Raw genomic sequence first — 20,837 nt, forward strand, 5'->3', positions numbered from 1 at the left:
CATTCGGAAATTGGAAAGAAAAGCCTATCTTATCGATTTTCAAGATCGGTAACTTTTCATCAATTGATTTAAAAATTCATTTTTTGCTATGTAGCATTTTTGATGCGAATAATATGTTGTAATGAGGTTAAATTTAACATCCAATAATCCCGAGGCACTTATGAAGAACATTTTGGTAATTGAAGACGATCCGGACATCGGTAATTTAATCCGTAAGTCCTTGGATTCTGCTCATTACCGAACTACTATTCAGACCTCCGGAGAAGAAGGGCTTAAATATTATAAAGCAAATCATCCTGATTTGTTAATCCTTGACCTTTCCCTTCCAGACATAGATGGAATGGACGTATGCCGAACTGTTCGTCGAAATGATGAAAACACGCCTATTTTTATTGTTACTGCAAGAAACGAAGAGATCGATCGAATCATGGGCCTTGAACTGGGCGCAGATGATTATATAACAAAGCCATTTTCCGTTAGAGAATTAAAAACCAGGGTCGATGTCTTCTTTCGTCGATGGGATAAAAAAGCTGGAATTAAGCCAAATATCGGAAGTGGCGGAGAAATTATAAGAGGCTCTCTAAAAATCGATCCTGTTCGCCGCAGAGTGACTTTAAAAGACCAAGTAATCAATATCTCGCGTAAAGAATTTGACATCCTGCAACTAATGGCAACTTCACCTGGAAAAGTTTTTTCTAGAGAAATGATCCTCGAAGCAGTTTGGGGGATGGAGTGGGATGGTTTTGAGAGAATGATCGACTCTCATATCAAGAGAATTCGATCCAAGCTCGAGAAGAATTCGGCTCAACCTGAATGGATTGAAACGATTTGGGGGATCGGTTATAGATTCACCGATAATTATGATAATATTGTAATTCTAGATTAGCTTCAATATATCAGGGCTAATGGCCCAAGTTTGAAATTGCTATCTTTTAGGTCAAAGAGGAAGGAACTCCTTCCTCTTTTGCGTTATACGTCCCTAAACTAAAATAAATTTTCCAAAAAATCTAACCAATCTGACATTTCTTTACCTGTCTTTCATATGAACAAAATGAAAAACAAGTCGTCTTTCTATAAATCCATCTCAAGAAATATTTCGATTAGGAATCGTTCGTCAAGATTACGCCCTGTCTCCACTCTCTTAATTCCTCCTCATTTAGAAAAGTTCGTAAGATGTCATGGAGTAACTCGCTTATTAAGAGAAATGTTAAAAGTTCAGCGAAGCATTCTCATAACGGCAAAAAGAATGAATAACTATTCTGCAAACGTAAGATATCAGAGAGTTAGAGAACAAAATATAGAAGGAAGGTATATAAAGTTCAACTTTCGGCCGGCGCAAAATGATTGGGCTCTGCTTCGAAATTTAGCTATTGGCCACGGAGTTTCAATGTGCTTTTTATTTGTGTTTTTAGTAGAGGAATATAAGCAGAAGCAATTCTCAAAAGATAATAAAGTAATTTGGAAAATTAAAACCAAAATCTCCTTAAATGTAAAGGCCGGCATTCTTCTTCGAGAATTATGGGTATTAGAATATACGGAAGTAAACATAGATCAAATCGGTGCTTTATATTTGCGAGGACCTACAGATCCAAAATTGGCTTCGTAGAAAGTTAAAGCGCTTTAATTTAAAAATTTAGTTCAAAAAGTCGATCCGCTGACTTTGCATATTCTAAATCAAAATTAGAAATCCCGTTTAAGGAATGAGTGAATATTTCGACTTTAACAGATCCATAGGTAAGAAGTATTTCAGGGTGATGATCCATCTCGTCCGCAAGTTTCCCGAGATCGCTTACAAGGCTTACGCAATCTGCGTATTTCTTTAAATTGTAGATTCTTTGGATTTTTGGTTCGTTCATATTGTTAACGATCACCCAAAATTGCGGGAGTTCCTTCCGTAACTCCTCAACAGAAAGTAATCGCGGAGCACTACCCATCGAATTTACCGAAAAAGTTACAGAACCTTTTTCAAGGCTTGCTTAATCTTCTCAGCATCGTCAATTGCGCCATTAGAAAGAGAACCAGCTCTAGCCATTAAATTAACAGCCCCATCCATTCTTGCCTTTAGTTCTTCGATTTTATGAAGCTGATCATTTAAGAAGGCAAGCTTTGACTCAATTTCCATTTCCTTACGCTCTAAAAGGAGTTTGTAATTCTCGAGTTCTTGGATCTTTTTTCGAGTTTTCTTCGCTTCGCTATCAACGTCTTTTCTGTAATATTTCTCTAATTCTTTCTCTGCCTGCGAATGGCGATCCGCTTCGGCCTTGAATTCTTTTTTAAGATGTTTCAACGCTTGTCGATACGCGCGATTGTATATTCTTTGCTTTTGAGTTCTGCGGATTTTAGCAATTTTAGAAATTAAATTCATGCCATTCACCTTAAGTTATAATCAACAGGAATGGTTTCGCTTGAAATGAGGCCTTCATATCTTTTCCAGAAGATTCCTCTTTCGCCATTTTCCCAGTTAGACCACTTTTATCGACTTATTTATCCCGATCCTTCCATTTAAGGCCCGCAATTTTTACGAATCAATGATTTCCGAATGTAAAATTCTTGAAATTGAAGATATATACCATCATAAAAGTCCATGGAGGAACGTTCTTATGTCTAAAGCTGACAGTTTAAGCGAGGAACTCCAAATCTTAAAAGATAAGGCCAAGAAAATAACTGGAAAGGCCAGGGAGGAATACTTGGAACATGTATCAGATCTAAAAGAAAAATTAAAGCAAGTCACTGGGGAAACCAGCGAAAAAGCAAAGCAGATCATTGATGAAACAGGAGCTTATATAAAGGAAAATCCGCAAAAAGCAACCTTGATTGGCTTAGGTGTTGGCGTCGGAATCGGTGTCATCATCGGAATGTTAATCGGTCGCAGAAAATAATCGGAACTACGCTTGGCCTCCAATAAAACCAGTTCGGAAGAAACTTCCCACCAGGATAGTAGTAATCAGCAGGATGGTTCCTCGTTCATTAATTTTGAGCTGAAGGAACACCTGCTCGCATTTATTAACTCTATCGCTGAATACTTTGAAACCTTATTCCTATACGCCAAAAAGATAGCAGTTGAGCAGATTGTTAACGGGGTCCAAGCCTATTTATTTTTAAAGGTAGGCTTGTTCTTCATTAGCCTTAGCGTATTATTCTTGCTAGGCGCCTTTTTCCTCTTTCTGCAGAGATACTTTGGCGGAGATCCTTTGCCAGCTCTGCTCGGGACCGGTGGGTTATGTTTTGGAATATCAATTATCTCATTTATATTAGTCGCACGGAAGTTCAAAGGCTGAGGTAAGAAGGAACTCCTTCCGTATGAACAAAAAACCATCTCCCGGAGATATCTTTAAACTAAATCCACTTTCAGGGGATGACTATACCCCTTGGAAAGAACCTTCAGAAATGAGCAAAGAGGAGCTCCTACTCTATCTCCAAATCAAAAAGCTCCAAGTTAGACTTAGTTTTGAACGTCTACAATCCTCGATTAGCTATACAGGAATGCTACTTGAGGCTTTCCAAAGCCTCGGATTGCAAGAATGGGTGCTAAACTGGCTAAACCAGCAAGCCTTTAGCCAAACGGAAAGCTAGGAGTTCCTTCCTACTTAACGTCTCGAACCTGGATAGTCTCCACTCGATCTGCGCCGGCAATAATATCGGACAGGATCACCACCTGATCCCCTTCCTTGACTCGCCCGCTTGTCTTTAAAGTTTCTATTGCAAGCTTAATCGTTTTCTCAGGATCACTGGAAAAATCGATCCGATAAGGAATAACGCTGCGAGTAAGCCAAAGCTTGCGCCGAACAGTAGTCATATTTGTAAACGCATAGATCAAAGGAAGTCTCGGGTGAAAGGAAGCCACATTTAAGGCGGTAGTTCCGCGCCGAGTAATTACGATAATCGCTGGACTCTTGATTGAGTCCGAAAGAAGAGCAGCTGATCTAGCCATCTCTTCTTTTTTGGTAGAAGGAACTCTTTCCAACACGTAGCCAAGACCAGGCGCTTTCTCCACTCTTTCAGAAATTTTATGGAGCATTTCAACGCAACGGACTGGAAATTTTCCAGCTGCAGTTTCTCCTGAAAGCATAATTGCATCCGCTTCTTCGAAGACGGCATTGGCGACGTCGGTCACTTCTGCGCGAGTCGGAGAAGGATTATTGATCATAGATTCCAAAAGGTGAGTCGCGACAATCACTCTCTTTCCCTTTATCGCACATTCTCTAATGATAGCTCTTTGGATCAGAGGCAATTCTTCAATCGGCAACTCAACTCCAAGATCGCCTCGAGCAACCATGACCCCATCTGCAGCTTCTACAATCTCGACCATATTCTTGACAGCTTCTTGGTCTTCTATCTTAGCAACAATCGCAGAATGTCCATTGTTCTCTTCAATGATCTGTCTTAATTGATGTATGTCTTCTGCGGAACGCACGAAAGAAAGAGCGATGAAATCCACATCCTCTTCCAATCCAAAGAGTATATCCTTATGATCCTTCTGAGTGATCGAAGGCAAATTTACACGGATACCGGGCAGATTAATATGTTTACGAGAACCTAATTTTCCGCCATCGACTACTTTACACTTGAGAGCAGTCTCTTGTATTTCTTCCACCACAAGATTGATAAGACCGTTATCGACAGTAACCCTATCTCCAATCTTTAGATCCTTTACGATATCACGGTAGTTTACGAAAACGGATTGTTCTTCCGATTCTTCTCCGGGAATGATATGAAAAGTAAAAGATTCTCCCACTTTTAGATCTAAATGATCTACTTGCAAATCTCCTGTTCGGATCTCAGGCCCTTGCGTATCGAGAAGGATTGCGATAGGATGCTTCAGCACATCCTTATTTAATGCTTTAATAGAACGGATCACAGATCTGTGGAAATCATGATTTCCATGAGACATGTTCAATCGGGCGATATTCATCCCGGATTCAGCAAGCGCCTGGATCATTTTCTTATCCGCAGTCGCTGGGCCGATTGTGCAAATTATCTTTGTTTTTCTATAATTAACTAATTCGTTCTTCATCTGGGGTTGATCTATATAAGTATTTTATAATAAAAAAGGAAAGCTTAAATCTTTGGAAGAGTTCTGTTCAGAAAATCTTCTAGAGAAATATAAAAATCGAACTTATCCTGTTCCGGCATCCCTGCATTCTTCTGCTCGTCCACAATCTTCTTGGATTTGTCCAATAAGACTCTTCCGTTTTTCTTTAAGAACCTTCTTGTTACTAGGATAGGAAAAGAATATTGCTCTTCTTGATTTCTTACCATAAAGGAATGGATTTCCTTTTTTGCATTCTTTTTCAGAAAGTTAATGACCGTATTTTCATCTTGATTCCCGCCCAATGCTTGCACCAGATAATTTCGATCCGGATACTCTCCTCCGTTCCAAGCATGGTCCAAAATATCGAGTATAGAAGAAAGCATCTGCTTAGACTCGGCATCCTGCTCAGGACTCGCACTATTGCGGGGAACAGAAGAATCCGAGTTAGAAGCCGCCATCGCAGCGACTGCCCTTGCCTTCGCTGTCGCTTCCGCAACTTCCCTATCCTTAATCCTTCTTTCTGCAATTCGGACTTTCTCTTCTTGAGCGGCCTTGGTCTTAGCTTCCAAGACCTTTTTGTTTTGCTCAGCAGCCAGGCGAGCTCGGATTTCCTCGGCCTCAAACCGATGCACTACCACATTCCCAAAAATAGAACGGAAAAAACGTGTCAAGAATGGGAGGTATTTGAAAAGGGAGGAATATTCCAGTTTTTCAAATTGGGAGCTTGCTTCTCTCGACTCCAAGAGATCTCGAATATTCATTTTCGCTAATACTCTGATCTCGCTATCATTTCCGGTTGCGGCATGAACTCTTTTCGCAGTCTCTACAGCGCCGTTAATGCATTCTTTGTGAAGTACGAAAGTATATAAATTCTTCTTATCAGCGAATTCCGCATGAAGGATCATATCGTGATTGACAATCAGATTTCTGATCTCTTCTTCGATCGATTCTCCTCGAAAACGTAAATAATTTAGATCTACAAGTCGATTTGCCGATTTGATATAATCTAAAAGTTCGGAAAGCTTCGCCTTCTTCTCTTCCTTTTCTTTCTTATCTTTTTCTTCTTCTTCGAAATGGATCAGAGAGAGAAGTTCTTCGACAGCGGTCTTCTGATCTCCATAAGCAGGGCTTAGGAAAGGAAGGACTTGCGTCGCGATGGATCGAGTGTTTTCGATATCCTGTTCGGAAAAATTCCCCAACACTCCAATCCTTTGTAGCTCCGGGATGATCCTTTCCACTAAATATTTCTTATATGATTCTAATCTAGCGATAATCTCATCGTGAACATTATAATAGAACACGGAGCGATTCCCTGGGCTCAATGCGTTCTCATTTCTATAAAAGTACAGAGTCCTATTATCTACCAACTTCTTCAAGACAGGCTTAAGATGGATATTGATGGTGGTTTGCTTTAGAACAGGAGTCACATCAAACGTATCTTGAAATAAATTTCCAATCTCGGAAGAGGCGTAAGTCTCACTCAACTTATTGTTATCGATGCAATCGTAAACCCATCTCTGAAAGTTTTCCTTTCCAGGAAACTGTCTCTTCTCCTTTACCCATCTTTGGATGGAGCTAAAAGAAGTCTGATTCACCCCATCCACATATCTATGGCTGGAGCCGGCATCTGTTTGAGAAGGCCTGGCAAATACAGTGATCAGTCTTAAAAAAGAAGTAATCCTTCCATCAGAAGAATCTCCGGTAGGATTATAATCCACCATGCAGATTTTCTTAACCATAGGAGGATTATGACGGGCGGTCATCTCCTTGAGGTAGGCGGAGACCCTTTCCTTATCTAAGGTAAGCTCCCGAGCCAGCTGTTCTGTGCTCGGAAGAATTTTGTTTGCTACGTATTTCTCAGTCCAATCCCCTATGATCAGAACGAGTTTGTGAATTCCCTTATACTGGAAATCCCCGCGGGCCTCTAAAGCTTGAGTCAACTGTAACGTCGAATTATAGTCAGCTACCTTTAGTTCCGGTGATTGGGGATCCAGCATGGGTCATCCTCTTTTTAGAGTAGGCTCTTACGATACATCAGTTCCGCGTTAAGAAGCGCGGCGCCGGCAGCCCCACGGACCGTATTATGGCTAAGCACTACGTATTTCCAATCTAAAATCGGATCGGGACGCAATCTACCTACAACGGTGGTCATACTCTTTCCGGTATCTAAATCCAGACGAGGCTGAGGCCTATCTTCTTCTTGACGATAAAGAATCGGAGGATTCGGAGCAAGCGGCAAATTTAATTCCTGAGGTTCGCCTTTAAACGAAGACCAGGCTTCTAAAATTTCGGATTCGCTAGCCTTCTTCTTGAGCTTAACGGAAACACAAACAGTATGTCCGTCAAAAACCGGCACGCGATTACAATGAGCTGAAATTTTGAAGTCTGCATTCAAAATTTTTCCGCCTTCAACCCTTCCCAAGCATTTCAAAGGCTCGATCTCAGCCTTATCTTCTTCTCCCCCAATGAAGGGAACCACGTTGCCCAAAATATCCATAGAAGGAACTCCAGGATATCCCGCACCTGAAATCGCCTGCATAGAGAAAAGCATGACAGATTCGATCCCGAATTTATCGAAAAGAGGCTTCAGGGAGATAGTAACCCCCATGATCGTACAATTCGAGTTAGTGATGATCTTTCCAGGAGTCTTTTGATCGGCGATCACAGCCAAGTGATTCGCGTTTACTTCCGCAGAAAGTAAAGGCACGTTCTCCACCATTCTGTGGTTCTTAGAATTGGAAATAATATGAATGCCCGATTCGGCAAATGCAGTCTCTGCTTCTCCCGCAATAGATGCGTCCAATCCGGAGAACGCCAGTTTCACTCCTGGAGTTTGCTTTGGATCAGGAAGCGTGATAATTATGTCGCGAGCGTAAGAAGGAATGTTGGAGGAGATCTTCCAACGTTTCTTCATCACTTCCCCGTATGTTTTGCCTGCGCTATTCTCGGAAGCGCATAGATGGGTAACCTGAAAATAAGGATGGTTCTCCAAAAGCTGGATGAACCTCTGCCCGACGGAGCCAGTAGCTCCCAAAACGGCGACATTGATTTTGGCCATAGAACTTATTCAACCATTCGCGGATCTTAAAGTAAGTCCGCAGTTTTTCTCTATTTTTTTGTAAGCGCACAGACTGTCATTCGACAAATTTCAATACTGCCTGCGCATACTTAGAATTCATTTTTGTCATCGCTTGATAAGTGAAGTGATGGTAATCCCAAAAGTCCGTCGACCGCAACTCATCCTTCCAATCCAAAAAGAAATTATCTCCTCCGCTGATCGTTCTGAGATAGTCTAAGTGGTCCTTATACCAATTCGAATTTTCATACCAGGAAAGACTGATCGGATTCTCAGGATTATTGATCAGAAGGACCGGGACCTTCCTTTCTCTTAGATATTGTAGGAGCTCCTTCATATAATGAAAATGTAAGACCGGGCGAAAGCTCTCGGTGGAGATCCTCTTCTTTGCCTCACCCAAGACTCTCAAATATTGGGTCCCAGGCCTTAGCTTCGGATCAGCAAAGATTCTAAAATTAAAATATTCCTCATATTCAGGTCCGGACATCCCTAGATAACGCAGATCCTCGATTCTTTCTTCCCGATCAAATTGCATTCTTTGTCTCGGAACTTCCTCTCCGAAGGTTTGCTGCAATCGAACTCCTAACTTGTCACGGATCCAATCCTTATGCTCCGGACCTGCTTCGTAAGGAGTCCAAGTATTCGAAAGCTCTACTTTCACGAGCCCGAGTGAACTATCGAATGACCCTTCTCCCTCCAAGAACCTCGGATCCAAAAGAATCTTCTTCCATCCGGGAGAAGAAAACTCTAGGGATTGAAAGACTCCTGAAGAATTTCGAAACTCCAGTTTGATCTTTCCGCCCTTTAAGATCTCTTCTACGATCTGAACATAAAATCCTTTGTGGGCCATGTATTTCTTCGGAAAGAAGGAGAAGCTTTTTGTAGTCCATCCCCGAGATGTAACTCTCTCCGGGATCTGAACTCCGCTGTATTCTCGGTAGCTGGAGTTCCTACCAAAACGATGCTCCCAAAGAGATCCTAAAGTTTTCCAATAGATCCCTTTATATCTGTACGCTCCGAATAGAGAAGCAGCTAAGAACTCCGAATCCTTCTCTATTCCTAGAATATTCCAAAATTCGGATACTGTTTCCCAAGGAAAAAGAAATCTAGATTGAGGAGCATCTCTCCAATCAAAAGCATCTCTTACTAATTTATCTTCCGAGATCGTTTCGTTTTTTCCCGATTTCGGATCCAAAACATAAGCTCTATACAATCTCCAATCTACAAAATTCACCGGATAAACAATCAAGTCCGGATTTAAATCGGCGATCTTCTTTCTTAAAAGATAAGAATCCAGAGGAGCCATGCCGGCATAAGAAAGCATCTCCACGTCAGTCTCCTTTCCGGAGAGTCTGAAAATTTCGGAGGCAAGTTCCTTCTTACTCAATGAATAGTGAGCAACACTAGAACCAAGAAGAAGGATCCGGAATTTTTCTTTTTTCTTGTCTTCAATAGATTTGTATTCATGAAGAAAATTATAAAAATAATCCGAAGCCCAGGCAGATTCGTTCGGCAAAAGCCAGAAACCGAATTTGAAGAAGAAAAAATCCAAAAGAAATACAAAGCAAATACCGGATGCGAGGATCAGGATCTTGGAGTAGTTCGAATTGTGGGAACTCATCTGCATTGCGCCCCAAACTAATCGGCAAATCCTCACTTGTCCAGAATTAGTTTCCGTTTTCTTCTTTACCTTGAACGACAGTTTAGCCAGGATTCCAGAGTGATTTGGCTTTGGACCTCTATCATAATTTTTATTATCTCCCTAGCCTTTTCGGTGATCGGCTTTCCCAAAGAACTATTTTGGAATACCGAAGCTCTTTATCTCCCAACGATCTTGCTCGATGTTTTACGAGATAGTAGCCCGTTAAGAGGATGGTCTTTTGCTCCGACCCCGTATTTCTTTCCTGATCTGCCAGCGATCTTTGTCTTAGGATACGCCACCGGGGACATTTTTAAAACTCTAGTGATCTATGCAATCTTGCAGGTCACAATTCTTGCCTTGGTCTTAGGCAGATTCATCCGTACCCTGGAACCAAAAATGGGAAGAACGCAAAGCTATACTCTCAGCTTTCTTTCCCTTTCATTCTTATTCATACTTTCCGAAAAATTTTCCCTTCTTTATTTTTTATATCTACCTTCTACTCATATCAGCGCCTTTATCACTACGCTTTGGATCTGGCCTTATCTAAGAAAGGAGAAGGTCCCGAAAAATTCAGTCTTTCCCATCCTTTCCTTGATCACTCTCTCTGATCGGATCCTTGTTTTCGAATTGTATTTCGCCGCTGCCTTATGCTGGGCGAGAAGATACGGTAGATGGGGAATTTCCTTCCCACTTATTTCTTTAAAATTCTTCTTCGCCGGCGCAGTGGGAATCGCTCTGAATATGGTGCTGAGAGTTTTACTCACCATCCAATCTCCCAATAAGATCCCAATAACCGATTCCATCCTTTTATGGTGGAAGGATCTAGTCGGCTCTCTATTGCAATTGGGCTTACCGGGGATTTTTCTAGTTTGCAGCTTTATTACTGCTCTTTGGTGTTTAAAGAAGAGCAAAGAATGGGGTCATAGCCTCGGCTTTATCGGATATTTCCAGCTGATACTGGTCTTACTTCCGCCTTTGACTGGCATCTATACGGGAGAAAACGGACTGAAAATCAGTCTTCCTGCGTTCGTAATGGTCCCGGTATTATTCGGAGTATTGCTTTCTCTCCGAAATCCTGGAGACAGAAGCAATTCCAGAAATTTTGCAATTCTAGGGCTGATCATCGGACTTGGGATCTTTACCGGTTATCGCAGACAAAGCGAAGGAAACTGGGCACCTATCTCATTCTCCCGACCGGACGAAGTCTCCTGTGTGGATGACTGGAAAGAAAAAGATTCTTTTGTTCTGGTTCTTGCAGAAGCGAGAAAAGCAAAAAGAATATTCATCTATTCTGAAACGAAGACTCTCGCTTACCCGATCGATTTCAGCACATTAGAGGGAGCACATACTCTTTCAAACAAGGAATGGTTCTTATTCCCGCCGGAGGGACCGATCGCAGTTTTACCTGACGGATTAGGAGAACATAGAATCAAATCTTTCTACGGAGAACCTACCCGTATTCTCGACTGTCCGAATGGGCTCGGCAAGATCTTAGTCTACGAAGAAACTCAAAAGATCATCGAACTCCTACAAAGACCTTTTCAAAAAACAAAATAAAGAAACGGCTGAGAATCTGCGGCAAGCATCACCGCAAGAAGAAGGACAAAACCGGCCCCGGCGCCAAAAAGAACGGGAGAAATACTCTCATACCAATTCTTAAAACTAGAATTTTTTTCATCCTTAGCTCCTATCCACGTCGCGATCATAAAAGAAAGCAAAATGGCCGAAAAAATCCGAAGGATCTCTCGGTTTGGCTGAATGCCCGCTGAAAAATGAAATAATTTCTCGAAAACCAAGCCGGTAGTATTCCAATTTGGAGAGCGAAAGAAAACCCAAGCAAGAATCACAAGAAGCACTACAATCGTTCTGTACAAGCCCTTCTTTAAAAATGACAAAAGTCTATGATCCGAACTCGCTAATTTCGGAAAAAAGGAGGTACCCATTCTTTCTAAGGCTAAAAAAGACCCATGCAATCCACCCCAAACTACAAAATTCCAACTAGCTCCGTGCCAAAGCCCTCCCAAAAGCATAGTTAAGAATAAATTAATATAGGTCCGAATCTCTCCTTTTCTATTTCCTCCCAGGGGAATGTAGAGATAATTTCTAAGCCAAGAAGAAAGAGATATATGCCATCTCCTCCAAAAATCCGAAAAACTCGAAGCAAGATAGGGCATTCTAAAATTCTCAGTCAGATGAAAGCCCAAAAGCAGGGCCGCCCCCAAGGCAATGTCCGTATATCCGCTAAAATCAAAATAGATTTGGAGAGAATACGCTAAGATCGCCAACCAAGCGTACCCAGTGGAGAAAATCTCAGGAGATTTAAAGAAAAAATCCGGCAGAATCGCAAGAGTATCCGCAAAAACCGCCTTCTTCCAAACACCTAATAGAATTAAGACAATTCCTTCACGTATCGGAATATCTTTCCAAATCGGCAAAGTTGCAAGCTGAGGCAAGAAGGTCCTCGCAGGCACAATCGGGCCCGCAACTAACTGAGGAAAAAAAGATAAAAACAAAGCATAATTCCAAAAACTCTTCTCAGGCAAAATCTCGCCTCTATACACGTCGATAGTATAGCTCAAGGACTGAAATGTGTAAAAAGAGATCCCTACGGGGAGAGCAATGCGCCATACAGGAAGAGGCAAATTTAGCCCAAATGCCGAAAATAGGGCAATCCCACTCTCTATAAAGAAATTGAAATACTTAAAGAAAGCAAGAACGGATAAATTTCCTAGAAGAGAAACAAGAAGCAGCTTTTTGCGAGTTGCAGGGCTTGCCTTTCCCATTCGTAACCCAACCAAGTAGTCCAGCAAGGTACTTCCAAAAAGAAGAAGCCCGAACTTAGGATTCCAAGAGAGATAAAAGAAATAGCTACCGAGCAATAAGATCGGCTTTGGTATCCAAGGGGGAAAAGACCTAAATAAGGGTAAAACCCAGCGAAGAGTGAGTATAAATAAGAAGAAAAAGAAAAAGAGCGAGGTAGTGAAATTCATTTAGATTAATTTTAATCACTTTATAAATCAATATCAATCATTTAAAATAATAATCAAATTAAAGACTAATTATAAGCAGTTTAGATTGAACAAATGCTCATTTTTAATCATATTGTCCATTTGCAACGGACTCCGCAATTTGGGCAATCAGCAGTAATCTCCGCTTTAACGCGCTTTCCCTTTGGGGTTTCGACCTTGCCGATGGCAACAAACTCAAAATTGACCCCTTCTGGCACATAGTGCCCGCCGCCGTACTTAGCTGAACCTTCGATTAAATTTGAGCAGGCGTGGCATTTTACACGCAATTTGATTACTTCGGCCATGGCATAGAATGCCTCGAGCGGGAGAATTCGCAAGAATAAAGCCGTAGCAAAGTCCGCCATTCTCTCATGGGGATGATTTTTGTATACACATGACTTTATGGCATTATTTTAATAGATTTTGCGATGAGTTCCCCACCAAACAAAGCCATCTTTTACTTACCTCTCAAAGTGTCCCTAAGATGGATCGTCCGACTTATTTTGCCGCACAGCCTGTTCCGCCATGCAATCTTTGCCCACACAAGGGCAGCTTAAAAGGACTGCGATTCATTTGTGGGATGTCTCGAGAGTATTCTTTCATTCCCTCATAGCGGTAGTATGGTTGCATCGGGCTTATATTCGCCCAGAGAGCACCCCTGCTAATAGCCTGCAAAAATCGCAGTCATTCTACAGCATTGAGCCCCTTCCCTAAGTGCTTAAAAATAGGCGAAGTTGCTCGGCAGATGCCCAGGCCCTTCTGGCCTTCCACCTTGAGAATATCTGGAAAATGCAGCCGTTCTCGGCATGATTTTAAGTACGGGCCAGAATCCTCTTTTGCCAGAAATGCCCGAGAATACCTGGCCCAAATTGAGAGAACCAGCACTTTTCAGTACGATTCTTCACAGAAATTCACTTTGAAACGTCTTGGCGATTAGCCTATTTTGATGATTACTATTGGGCAGTTATCTAAAAGCCCTGCCAACAGCTCGGAAAAACGGATTTTGGGCAGAATCTGCCCCTTTATATCGGTATGCGACGTGAATTGGGCACTTAAATCAAAAATCTGCCGATTTGTAGAATTGTATTTTGGCCCTGTGCTGCATACAGGGCGGTTTTAGAAAATTAGGCTCTTTTGCGAGCTGGGAGGGATTTTTTAGAAGGGAGTGCCTTTTTGGGAGGTGCTGCTACCTTCTTCTTTTCTTTTTTTTGATCAAGGGAACCCGAATCGAAATTTATATCGAGTCCCATCTTCTTATTTCTTTTTACCATGTACACAAAGTGCCTAACGTACTGAGCATAAGGTTCTGGAACTGATTTAGGATCGAAGTCCAAAGGATTTTCAAGAAGAGTACGGATGACTGCTTGGTTCAGATCTTCCTTACTAGTGACCATTAAGGTTTCAAGCCTGCGAAGAATCTCGTGATCATTCACTTCACTCGTGACTTTTTTCATCGCATTTAGGAGCCTCTGAAAGGAGGTCCGTTTTATTTTCGCAGCCATAATTGATAACTTAGAATTCCGTAGGTCAGGAGACCACCAGAAAATTTACGAGAGGCAATCCAGGCCCGAGGCTAGAGTTTTTAGGATAGAGCCCGCCAGCATCCCATCGCCCAGATTGTCGGACGGAGAAGTTGATTCTTGGGTAAAAAGTCGTGAATTTGAGTGATACTCGCCTATTGCAAGTTGAGCTCCCCTTGCCTTCCTCTTAGAGGCTGGTGAGATTGCTCTCTTAGCCTTTCCGGAGCTCACTACGAGATCCCCTGCATTATTTCCCAAATTGGACGCCGAGACCCGACCTACCCACAGGGCATTTTGTTCGGTTTTGAGAATTTGGAAGGAGTTCCTTCCGGGTACCGGAGAAATTCCCAGGGCTCCCAATTTTCTCAAAAAGGCAGGAGAACAAGAAGCTAAATAAGAGAACATAGAAGTATCCAGAGAAGAAAAGACTCCCCTATCGGTTTGCGAAAAAGCACCCTGTCCGCAACCTGCGAGAAGGAACTCCCTCCCTTCTGGCGAAACAACTGAAGAGGCAGTTACAAATCCTAAACGGATCTCATCGCAATTTTTCAGAACGGAAGTTTGAATGGATTTCTGAGAAGTTCCTAAAGAGTTTTTGGAGGAACCGAGCAACTTCAATCCTTGGCAGTCCGAAGAAGAAACCTTGGAGTTCGGATTCTTTTGATCCAATGTTTCTCTTGCGAGTGTGTTTTGCTTCGGCTTATTTTTCAGAAGAGAATCCAAATCCGGAAAATCAGAAAGTCTGTCTTCATCTGAATAGGAAATTTCTTCTGCTAAAACCAGATCCACTTCTTCTTGGTGAATCGATTTGCGTTCTTCTAAAGAAAATGTTTTGGCGAGTTCAAGATCGCTTGCTTGCAAATCCGATCCCAACTCCGACTCGGCAAAGACAGGGAGTCCTACCAGAGCCAGGCTCGAGATAAGCAAAAACTGTGCCAAAAATTTATGTCTCTTTAGAAAAAACATAAGAGTATAGCCCATTTTTAACCATTTTTGGCAGAAAAGGAAGCTTTTTTTACCCTTTTTCCGAGATTTTAGGCGGTCTTCCGAAAGAGACGCTTCGCCCGAAGCTTCCATTCCCAAAGGACAATTTCCTGTTCTTTTGAGTTGGCTCGGTCCTGTTCTTTTTCCAAAAGCGCATACACCATGCTCGCAATATCTTTAGAGAAACCTCGATCCAATTCTGCTTCGAATTCTTCTTCTTTAGTTTCTAAGATCAGTCCGGCTAATCGGAAACCTTCATCTAGATTTTTTAATTTTCCGGCCCAGCCTTTCAGCTCTTCCTTATTATCTTCGTTCCGGATCATCACATCTAAAAAGGTTCGGATAAAGGCGACCTCTTCTGGCTTGAGAGCAAATTCCAACAGAAGCTGTTTTACTTTTTCGAGTTCCATTTTTCGGAGATGAACCCTGGCTAAGAAGACTGGATTCATAGAATGCATATTCAGGTTGCCCTTCTCCAATAAATCCGTAGCACGAACCTTATTGAAGTCGACGATGCTCGAATCTTCTCGTAGAGATCTTTCCAATTCTTCTTTTGGAGGAGTAGGACTTCCGGCACCCGGCCCGATTTTTTGGGCCACTTTTCTCTTGATGATGAGCATGTTCAAAGAAGGGAATCGTATCTTCAGAGCCACGAGATCCTGTCTAGGAAATTCCTCATCTAGGACCAGGTGGTGCATCTCCACCCCAGATTCTCGAGCCTGCAAAAGGTCGTCGATCTGGGAATAGTGGTAGATCATCACTGGCAAAATATCGCATTCGCTTCCGCTATTCAGGAAGATGGTTCGGACCTCATTTCCGGAACTGGAGTGCTGGTACGGGATTACGAGTTTGCTCTGCTTTACGTTCACAAAGCTTAACTCCCCTAACCTAAAATGAGAGAGATCAAAATCCTCTCCTAAAAATACAATCCTAGGTACAGGAACCACGATCGATTGGTTTCTGGCACCCTTAGGAACTTCAGGTCCTTTGGAGGTAAAAACAACATAGGACATTTTGGCCAGACGGACCTTAACTAGGTATCCCGCCGGTGTTTTTCTTTCTTCGTATAAGGAATCTAATTCCAATTTTCTAACCCAAACCTAGGTTTCTTAGTTTATATTGCAGGGACCCTCTGGAGATCCCGAGCGCCTTCGCCATTCGGATCTGGTTCCCCCCGAATAACTTATCGGCCAAAAGTATTTTCTGGCGCTCTACAGCTTCCACGGCCTTTCTTAAATCCAGATCTTCCGGATCCGGCAAAGAAACCCCCCTAGCCTTCTCCGTATTCAATTCAGAATTCCCGATTTCTCCCGAGCCGGAATTGAGAACAGCCTCCTCAATTGCATTGCGAAGATCTTCCAGATTCTGGTAAGAATTTCCCCCCACCAAGGAGTCCAGCGCCCCTTGGGAAAGATTCAAATCAAGCCTTCCATGAAGCTCGCAAACCTCTCGGAATATCGGCAGGATGGCTGATTTTTTTTCGGCCCTTCCCCACTCTTTCCAAGCCGGTAATTCTAACCGATTCTCTCCCAAAAGAGAACGAAAATATATAAATTCTTCCTTCGGTTTAGAGCCTTGTTTCTCTAAAAAAATAAGACGGCATTTCGCGGTCTTTCTCTGTGAATATTCATATAAAATTCTCTGTTGGTTCAGCGAATATTCTTCCACATTTTCGAAAATGATGCTCCCGAATTGGGCCATTTTTTCCCATTCGGCCAGGGTCTTTTCCAATTTCAAAATTTGTTCCGGAAGTACAGAAACCGAAAGTGCGGATCTATCTGAGAAGTACTGTCGATGGATCCATTTGGCCAAAGTCTTCTTTCCAGAAGCGGAAGGACCTTGTATGAAAATGGTCCCGTTCTTTTGGAATTTTTCCAGTTGGGAATTTTCGCCTTTGCTTAATTGGAACAGCAAAGATCCCAAAGAATCTTCGGCTTGCGCAGACTTAAAATTGTCCATTTTCGAAGGAGAAGAAGAACCCAATAACCTGGATATTTTTTGGCAGAATAATCCAAGAAGAAGTGTCTGCCTTTCGTCCGGAACAGACCTCATTTCCAATAAGAAGAATCCGAATAATTTATCCTGGACCCGGATAGGAGAAAGCAGGCAGCCCATTGCATCTTCTCGATACAGCTCAGCGTCGCCGGAACCGGAAATGAAGAAAGGAGAATTGCTTAATTCTAATTTATTTCGAATGGAAGATCCCTTCGCCAGAAATGGATAGAAAAAACCTTCTTCTCCATATCCCCAAGAAGCTGCTTCTTCCAAAGTTCCCTGCTCTGATTCGGAAAGTAAAGTCACCAAACCGGCAAGACCGTCCATCAATCGGAGCCATTCAGGAAATGCTAAGGGCAAAAGAAGGCGAAGATCTTTCGGATCCGGATCTCCCCAAGTTAGCTCTTCTGTTGCGGATAGCATGGAGGGAAAATGTTTAAATTTAAGCATGGTGTCAACCATGTACCTGAGTTTTTCCAGGCAATGTCGGATGTCCGACATCCTCGATCTGAGGCGGATCCGAATTTTAATGAATTTTAAGAATTAGTTTGAAGCCTTCTTCCCCTTCCTTGAAATGGAAATATGTAAGGTCGCTTCAGCTCGGTCCTTGCTTCTTAGCTTTTATTTTTCTTCAACATCCCAGCATTTATTCCTCCGATTCCGGATCTGCGAGTAAAGGACGGGATGTCGGACATCCGACAATTGAAATACAAGGGAAACGAATGATTGTTGTATCTATTGCAAACCAAAAGGGAGGAGAAGGTAAAACAACTACCTCTCTGAATCTAGCCTGGGGCCTCGCTCGCAGAGGAAAGAAAACTCTTTTGATCGATATCGATCCTCAGGCAAATTCTACTGGAATTTTCCTGAATCCGGAAGGCCTGGAAAAATCCATGCACAATATCTTCCAGTCCAAGGCAAAGATCAGAGAAGTCATGGTCGCCACTCAGGTGGAAAACCTGAATATCGCCCCTTCCCGATTGACCCTTGCGGAAGCGGAAACCATCGCAGCCATCGTGGACGCTCCCTATATCCTGAGAGATGCTATTTCTGATCTAGAAAAGGAAATCGACTTCTGCGTAATTGACTGCCCTCCTAGCCTTTCGATTTTTACGATCAATGCGCTAGTTGCTTCTAACTATGTAATCATTCCTTTGCAGGCAGAAAAATTTTCCGTGGATGGGATTCTCGGCTTACAGCAAACGATTCAGAGCATTAAAAAAAGAATCAATCCAGGACTCGAGATCATGGGCGCTCTTGTAACCCAACTCAAGCCTCAGACGCTTCTTACGAAAACGATTATCCCGGTTCTAACTAAGTACTTTAAAATTTTTGAGAGCAGCATCTCGGACGGAGTGGCCGTGGGAGAATCTCACCTAGCCAGAAAATCCGTTTTCGAATATAATAAATCCAGTCGCCAAGCTCAAGAATACGAAAGCTTCATTGAGGAGTTCCTGAATGAGCTCAAAAAGTAAAAGACTAGGCACTCTTGCTGACGTTTTTCAGGCAGAAAAATTAGAAGGCACAATTCGAAAGATCCGTCTAGAGAAAATCCGTCCCTCTGAAAGCCAGCCTAGACAAGAGAGAAAAAAAGGGGTAGAAGAGCTTGCGCAAAGCTTGGACAAGGACGGACTCTTGCAGCCTATCTTGGTCACTAAGACTGCCGATGATGAGCTCTATACAATCATCGCTGGTGAGAGAAGATACCATGCGGCGACCCTTCTCAAATGGCCTGAGATAGAATGCAAAATTTTAGATAGGGATGCGAAGGAAACCTTCCGCCTGGCCATTATCGAAAACCTGCAAAGAGAGAACTTATCTCCCTACGAAGAAATCGAGGCAATGACCCATCTCAAAACCTCCTTTTCTTATACGGATATGGAACTAGGAAATCTATTCGGAAAAAGTAGAAGCTATATGACTGAGCTTCTAGGCATTTCCTCTCTTTCTAAGGAAGATCTTAGGATTTGCAAAGATGCAGGGATTGAGAGTAAGAACCTTCTAGTCCAAGCCGCTTCCGCTGCCAAAAAAGGCACTCTAAAAGATTTCTTAGAAAAATTCAATTCAGGCGAACTTAGAACCGTCAAGGATGCAAAGACCTTCAATCGTTCCGAAGATAGCCTCTTCCCTTCTATAAAGACCATTCCTCTTTCAGAATCAGAAGGAGGAGCTCCCCCCTTCCCTTATAAAATCGCAAAGAAGGGAAATTCGATCATCATCTCCACCGACGATGAAGAGTTCCTCTCCGAGTTGCATCGATTCGTAAGAAAAGAGATCTCGAAGAAATTCGGAAAATAAATCTACAAGCCCATCAGGCGCTTAATAAATACTGTTAAGCGAAATGTAAAATAGTACAAACATGTACTTAGCGAAAGATTTTACTAAGACAAGATAGAAAAAAGACGAATGGGATTGACGGAGCGGAAAAAACCTGAATAATGTGACATAATATTGTAAACGGAAATGTAGTACTTTCTCCCGGCCTGGAAGAGAGAAGGAGATTGCATATTCTGGAGTCCGAGATAAAAAAACTCCCCTGGTGATCCAGGGGCCGGACCTTCCCGAAGGAATGTTGTTGGATGAGACATAAGTAACCTTATGTCGGATAAATGTCAACTACCTTCGGATTTTTTGCTTAAAATTAATTTTTTCTGTCTTCCAGGGACAGAAGGAACCGAGGTATGGGCGAGCATTATCCATATATAAAATTCCTTTCGGATATCATCGAATCCGGGATCTGGGCCAATCTGTCCCCTGCGGCAAAGACCCTCTATCTCGTCCTGCTTAAATTTAGTGACCATACTTTTAAACCGGTCTGGCCAAGTAATGAAAGCTTGATCCGACTTACTGGTTTGAAGACTAAGAAATCTATCAATGAAGGAAAGAAGGACCTAGTTAAGGCAGGCCTCTTACAGTTCGTTCCTGGCACCGGGCATAAGAATTCCATGTACTATTTCTGCTTCAACTACCCCGGTTCTAAAATTCCACCCCAGGGGGGTATTTTTGGAACCCTTGGGGGTGGACAGGAGTATGCCTCGGGGGTTTCGCAAAATGGCCCCGAGAGGGGGTACCCTGGAAACCCAAACAATATAAATATAACCATCAATAATACCCAGAACCAAAAACCAACAGGATCAAAAGAAAAGAAAGAGTTGAGTTTGGATTCTTTAGCTATGGACTTCGGAGATCCTATCTTAAATGAAGCGATAGAGATCGCTCGAGCGCAAGGCTTCGAAGAGAACTTACATTATATACGAGGGATCTGTAGGAACCTCTCGGGACAAAGGCAGCCGAATTTTGAGCATAAGGCGAAGGTCCAGACCTCTACTCAGGAAAATGAAAGGTCTTGGAGAGGATTCTTACTTTGGTGCCAAGGCAATCTTTCCAAGAGTAGTTTGGATCTTTTGGAGAAAATTAGAGTGGAGCCTGATGGTAATACTCTTTTGATTCTGGATCCGGTGCCGGACGCCCTCAGAATGATCATTACAAAGTACTTCACAGACAAAATCCACCCATCGATATTGGTTATATTTTCTGCAAAAGCCGAAGAAAACCGGGTACATGTTTAAAAGGACCACTC

At 42.4% G+C, this 20,837-nt stretch carries 21 protein-coding genes; 9 read left to right on the top strand and 12 right to left on the bottom strand.

The window, feature by feature from the left end:
* Positions 1 to 160: 160 nt before the first annotated feature.
* Both EHO59_RS09845 and EHO59_RS09850 read left to right on the top strand, forming a co-directional pair.
* On the top strand, positions 161 to 886 hold the full coding sequence (locus tag EHO59_RS09845) for a response regulator transcription factor (protein WP_135587437.1): 726 nt from the start codon (positions 161 to 163) through the stop codon (positions 884 to 886).
* A gap of 165 nt (positions 887 to 1,051) precedes the next feature.
* Positions 1,052 to 1,606 (top strand): DUF1564 family protein, encoded by a 555-nt coding sequence (locus EHO59_RS09850; RefSeq protein WP_167882097.1) that lies wholly within the window; start codon positions 1,052 to 1,054, stop codon positions 1,604 to 1,606.
* Positions 1,607 to 1,625: 19 nt separating this feature from the next.
* Here the strand turns inward: EHO59_RS09850 and EHO59_RS09855 are convergent, their stop codons facing one another.
* Together EHO59_RS09855 and EHO59_RS09860 are read right to left on the bottom strand one after the other, a co-directional pair.
* The gene (locus EHO59_RS09855) at positions 1,626 to 1,934 is read right to left on the bottom strand and encodes a 4a-hydroxytetrahydrobiopterin dehydratase (protein WP_135587441.1); all 309 of its coding nucleotides are present in this window, start codon (positions 1,932 to 1,934) and stop codon (positions 1,626 to 1,628) included.
* 17 nt (positions 1,935 to 1,951) lie between these two features.
* Positions 1,952 to 2,365: a TraB/GumN family protein gene (locus EHO59_RS09860; RefSeq protein WP_135587443.1), complete on the bottom strand. Its 414-nt coding sequence runs from the start codon at positions 2,363 to 2,365 to the stop codon at positions 1,952 to 1,954.
* Between the two features lie 235 nt (positions 2,366 to 2,600).
* Between EHO59_RS09860 and EHO59_RS09865 the strand changes: the two genes are divergently transcribed.
* The 3 genes from EHO59_RS09865 to EHO59_RS09875 are packed head-to-tail and all read left to right on the top strand — an operon-like array spanning position 2,601 to position 3,573.
* A complete protein-coding gene (locus tag EHO59_RS09865; RefSeq protein ID WP_135587445.1) occupies positions 2,601 to 2,879 on the top strand; it encodes a DUF883 family protein in 279 nt (92 codons plus the stop codon).
* A 12-nt stretch (positions 2,880 to 2,891) separates the two neighbouring features.
* On the top strand, positions 2,892 to 3,278 hold the full coding sequence (locus EHO59_RS09870; RefSeq protein WP_135587447.1) for an LBF_4227 family protein: 387 nt from the start codon (positions 2,892 to 2,894) through the stop codon (positions 3,276 to 3,278).
* A 22-nt stretch (positions 3,279 to 3,300) separates the two neighbouring features.
* Entirely contained in the window at positions 3,301 to 3,573 is a 273-nt protein-coding gene (locus tag EHO59_RS09875; protein WP_135587449.1) for a hypothetical protein, read from the top strand.
* Positions 3,574 to 3,583: 10 nt separating this feature from the next.
* Here the strand turns inward: EHO59_RS09875 and pyk are convergent, their stop codons facing one another.
* The 4 genes from pyk to EHO59_RS09895 form a co-directional block, all read right to left on the bottom strand.
* Positions 3,584 to 5,014, bottom strand: coding sequence for a pyruvate kinase (gene pyk, locus EHO59_RS09880; RefSeq protein ID WP_135587451.1), 1,431 nt, complete (start codon positions 5,012 to 5,014; stop codon positions 3,584 to 3,586).
* Positions 5,015 to 5,058: 44 nt separating this feature from the next.
* Entirely contained in the window at positions 5,059 to 7,029 is a 1,971-nt protein-coding gene (locus tag EHO59_RS09885; protein ID WP_135587453.1) for a hypothetical protein, read from the bottom strand.
* 14 nt (positions 7,030 to 7,043) lie between these two features.
* Entirely contained in the window at positions 7,044 to 8,090 is a 1,047-nt protein-coding gene (gene asd / locus EHO59_RS09890; RefSeq protein WP_135587455.1) for an aspartate-semialdehyde dehydrogenase, read from the bottom strand.
* Positions 8,091 to 8,166: 76 nt separating this feature from the next.
* Positions 8,167 to 9,729: a hypothetical protein gene (locus EHO59_RS09895; RefSeq protein ID WP_135587457.1), complete on the bottom strand. Its 1,563-nt coding sequence runs from the start codon at positions 9,727 to 9,729 to the stop codon at positions 8,167 to 8,169.
* Positions 9,730 to 9,828: 99 nt separating this feature from the next.
* On the opposite strand from EHO59_RS09895, the gene EHO59_RS09900 reads away from it, so the two are divergent.
* Entirely contained in the window at positions 9,829 to 11,307 is a 1,479-nt protein-coding gene (locus tag EHO59_RS09900; RefSeq protein WP_135587459.1) for a hypothetical protein, read from the top strand.
* Here EHO59_RS09900 and EHO59_RS09905 read toward each other — a convergent pair.
* From EHO59_RS09905 to EHO59_RS09930, 6 genes are all read right to left on the bottom strand, one after another.
* Positions 11,292 to 12,740, bottom strand: coding sequence for an MBOAT family O-acyltransferase (locus EHO59_RS09905; protein ID WP_135587461.1), 1,449 nt, complete (start codon positions 12,738 to 12,740; stop codon positions 11,292 to 11,294). The genes EHO59_RS09900 and EHO59_RS09905 overlap by 16 nt on opposite strands.
* A gap of 107 nt (positions 12,741 to 12,847) precedes the next feature.
* On the bottom strand, positions 12,848 to 13,063 hold the full coding sequence (locus tag EHO59_RS09910; protein ID WP_086445707.1) for a hypothetical protein: 216 nt from the start codon (positions 13,061 to 13,063) through the stop codon (positions 12,848 to 12,850).
* Between the two features lie 819 nt (positions 13,064 to 13,882).
* On the bottom strand, positions 13,883 to 14,260 hold the full coding sequence (locus EHO59_RS09915) for a phosphatidylinositol phospholipase (RefSeq protein WP_167882098.1): 378 nt from the start codon (positions 14,258 to 14,260) through the stop codon (positions 13,883 to 13,885).
* Positions 14,261 to 14,305: 45 nt separating this feature from the next.
* The gene (locus EHO59_RS09920; protein WP_135587465.1) at positions 14,306 to 15,217 is read right to left on the bottom strand and encodes a hypothetical protein; all 912 of its coding nucleotides are present in this window, start codon (positions 15,215 to 15,217) and stop codon (positions 14,306 to 14,308) included.
* Between the two features lie 95 nt (positions 15,218 to 15,312).
* Positions 15,313 to 16,347, bottom strand: a complete 1,035-nt coding sequence (locus EHO59_RS09925) for a hypothetical protein (RefSeq protein WP_135587468.1) — start codon at positions 16,345 to 16,347, stop codon at positions 15,313 to 15,315.
* Between the two features lie 4 nt (positions 16,348 to 16,351).
* A complete protein-coding gene (locus EHO59_RS09930; protein WP_246052821.1) occupies positions 16,352 to 17,707 on the bottom strand; it encodes a helix-turn-helix domain-containing protein in 1,356 nt (451 codons plus the stop codon).
* A gap of 272 nt (positions 17,708 to 17,979) precedes the next feature.
* Between EHO59_RS09930 and EHO59_RS09935 the strand changes: the two genes are divergently transcribed.
* The 3 genes from EHO59_RS09935 to EHO59_RS09950 all read left to right on the top strand — a co-directional run bounded on the left by EHO59_RS09935 (position 17,980) and on the right by EHO59_RS09950 (position 20,826).
* On the top strand, positions 17,980 to 18,732 hold the full coding sequence (locus tag EHO59_RS09935) for a ParA family protein (RefSeq protein WP_135587470.1): 753 nt from the start codon (positions 17,980 to 17,982) through the stop codon (positions 18,730 to 18,732).
* Positions 18,716 to 19,555: a ParB/RepB/Spo0J family partition protein gene (locus EHO59_RS09940; protein ID WP_135587472.1), complete on the top strand. Its 840-nt coding sequence runs from the start codon at positions 18,716 to 18,718 to the stop codon at positions 19,553 to 19,555. Before EHO59_RS09935 ends, EHO59_RS09940 begins: the two co-directional genes overlap by 17 nt.
* A gap of 383 nt (positions 19,556 to 19,938) precedes the next feature.
* Positions 19,939 to 20,826: a helix-turn-helix domain-containing protein gene (locus tag EHO59_RS09950; RefSeq protein ID WP_135587474.1), complete on the top strand. Its 888-nt coding sequence runs from the start codon at positions 19,939 to 19,941 to the stop codon at positions 20,824 to 20,826.
* Positions 20,827 to 20,837 lie beyond the last annotated feature (11 nt).

This window comes from Leptospira semungkisensis (genome assembly GCF_004770055.1).
GTDB classification, from domain to species: domain Bacteria; phylum Spirochaetota; class Leptospiria; order Leptospirales; family Leptospiraceae; genus Leptospira_B; species Leptospira_B semungkisensis.

Coding starts and splice junctions, on each gene's coding strand:
- EHO59_RS09845 (WP_135587437.1), top strand. CDS start 161: ATGAAGAACATTTTGGTAATTGAAGACGATCCGGACATCGGTAATTTA.
- EHO59_RS09950 (WP_135587474.1), top strand. CDS start 19,939: ATGGGCGAGCATTATCCATATATAAAATTCCTTTCGGATATCATCGAA.
- EHO59_RS09860 (WP_135587443.1), bottom strand. CDS start 2,365: ATGAATTTAATTTCTAAAATTGCTAAAATCCGCAGAACTCAAAAGCAA.
- EHO59_RS09905 (WP_135587461.1), bottom strand. CDS start 12,740: ATGAATTTCACTACCTCGCTCTTTTTCTTTTTCTTCTTATTTATACTC.
- EHO59_RS09910 (WP_086445707.1), bottom strand. CDS start 13,063: ATGGCCGAAGTAATCAAATTGCGTGTAAAATGCCACGCCTGCTCAAAT.
- EHO59_RS09875 (WP_135587449.1), top strand. CDS start 3,301: ATGAACAAAAAACCATCTCCCGGAGATATCTTTAAACTAAATCCACTT.
- pyk (WP_135587451.1), bottom strand. CDS start 5,014: ATGAAGAACGAATTAGTTAATTATAGAAAAACAAAGATAATTTGCACA.
- EHO59_RS09865 (WP_135587445.1), top strand. CDS start 2,601: ATGTCTAAAGCTGACAGTTTAAGCGAGGAACTCCAAATCTTAAAAGAT.
- EHO59_RS09915 (WP_167882098.1), bottom strand. CDS start 14,260: ATGGCTGCGAAAATAAAACGGACCTCCTTTCAGAGGCTCCTAAATGCG.
- EHO59_RS09895 (WP_135587457.1), bottom strand. CDS start 9,729: ATGAGTTCCCACAATTCGAACTACTCCAAGATCCTGATCCTCGCATCC.
- EHO59_RS09940 (WP_135587472.1), top strand. CDS start 18,716: ATGAGCTCAAAAAGTAAAAGACTAGGCACTCTTGCTGACGTTTTTCAG.
- EHO59_RS09885 (WP_135587453.1), bottom strand. CDS start 7,029: ATGCTGGATCCCCAATCACCGGAACTAAAGGTAGCTGACTATAATTCG.
- EHO59_RS09935 (WP_135587470.1), top strand. CDS start 17,980: ATGATTGTTGTATCTATTGCAAACCAAAAGGGAGGAGAAGGTAAAACA.
- EHO59_RS09850 (WP_167882097.1), top strand. CDS start 1,052: ATGAAAAACAAGTCGTCTTTCTATAAATCCATCTCAAGAAATATTTCG.
- asd (WP_135587455.1), bottom strand. CDS start 8,090: ATGGCCAAAATCAATGTCGCCGTTTTGGGAGCTACTGGCTCCGTCGGG.
- EHO59_RS09930 (WP_246052821.1), bottom strand. CDS start 17,707: ATGCTTAAATTTAAACATTTTCCCTCCATGCTATCCGCAACAGAAGAG.
- EHO59_RS09855 (WP_135587441.1), bottom strand. CDS start 1,934: ATGGGTAGTGCTCCGCGATTACTTTCTGTTGAGGAGTTACGGAAGGAA.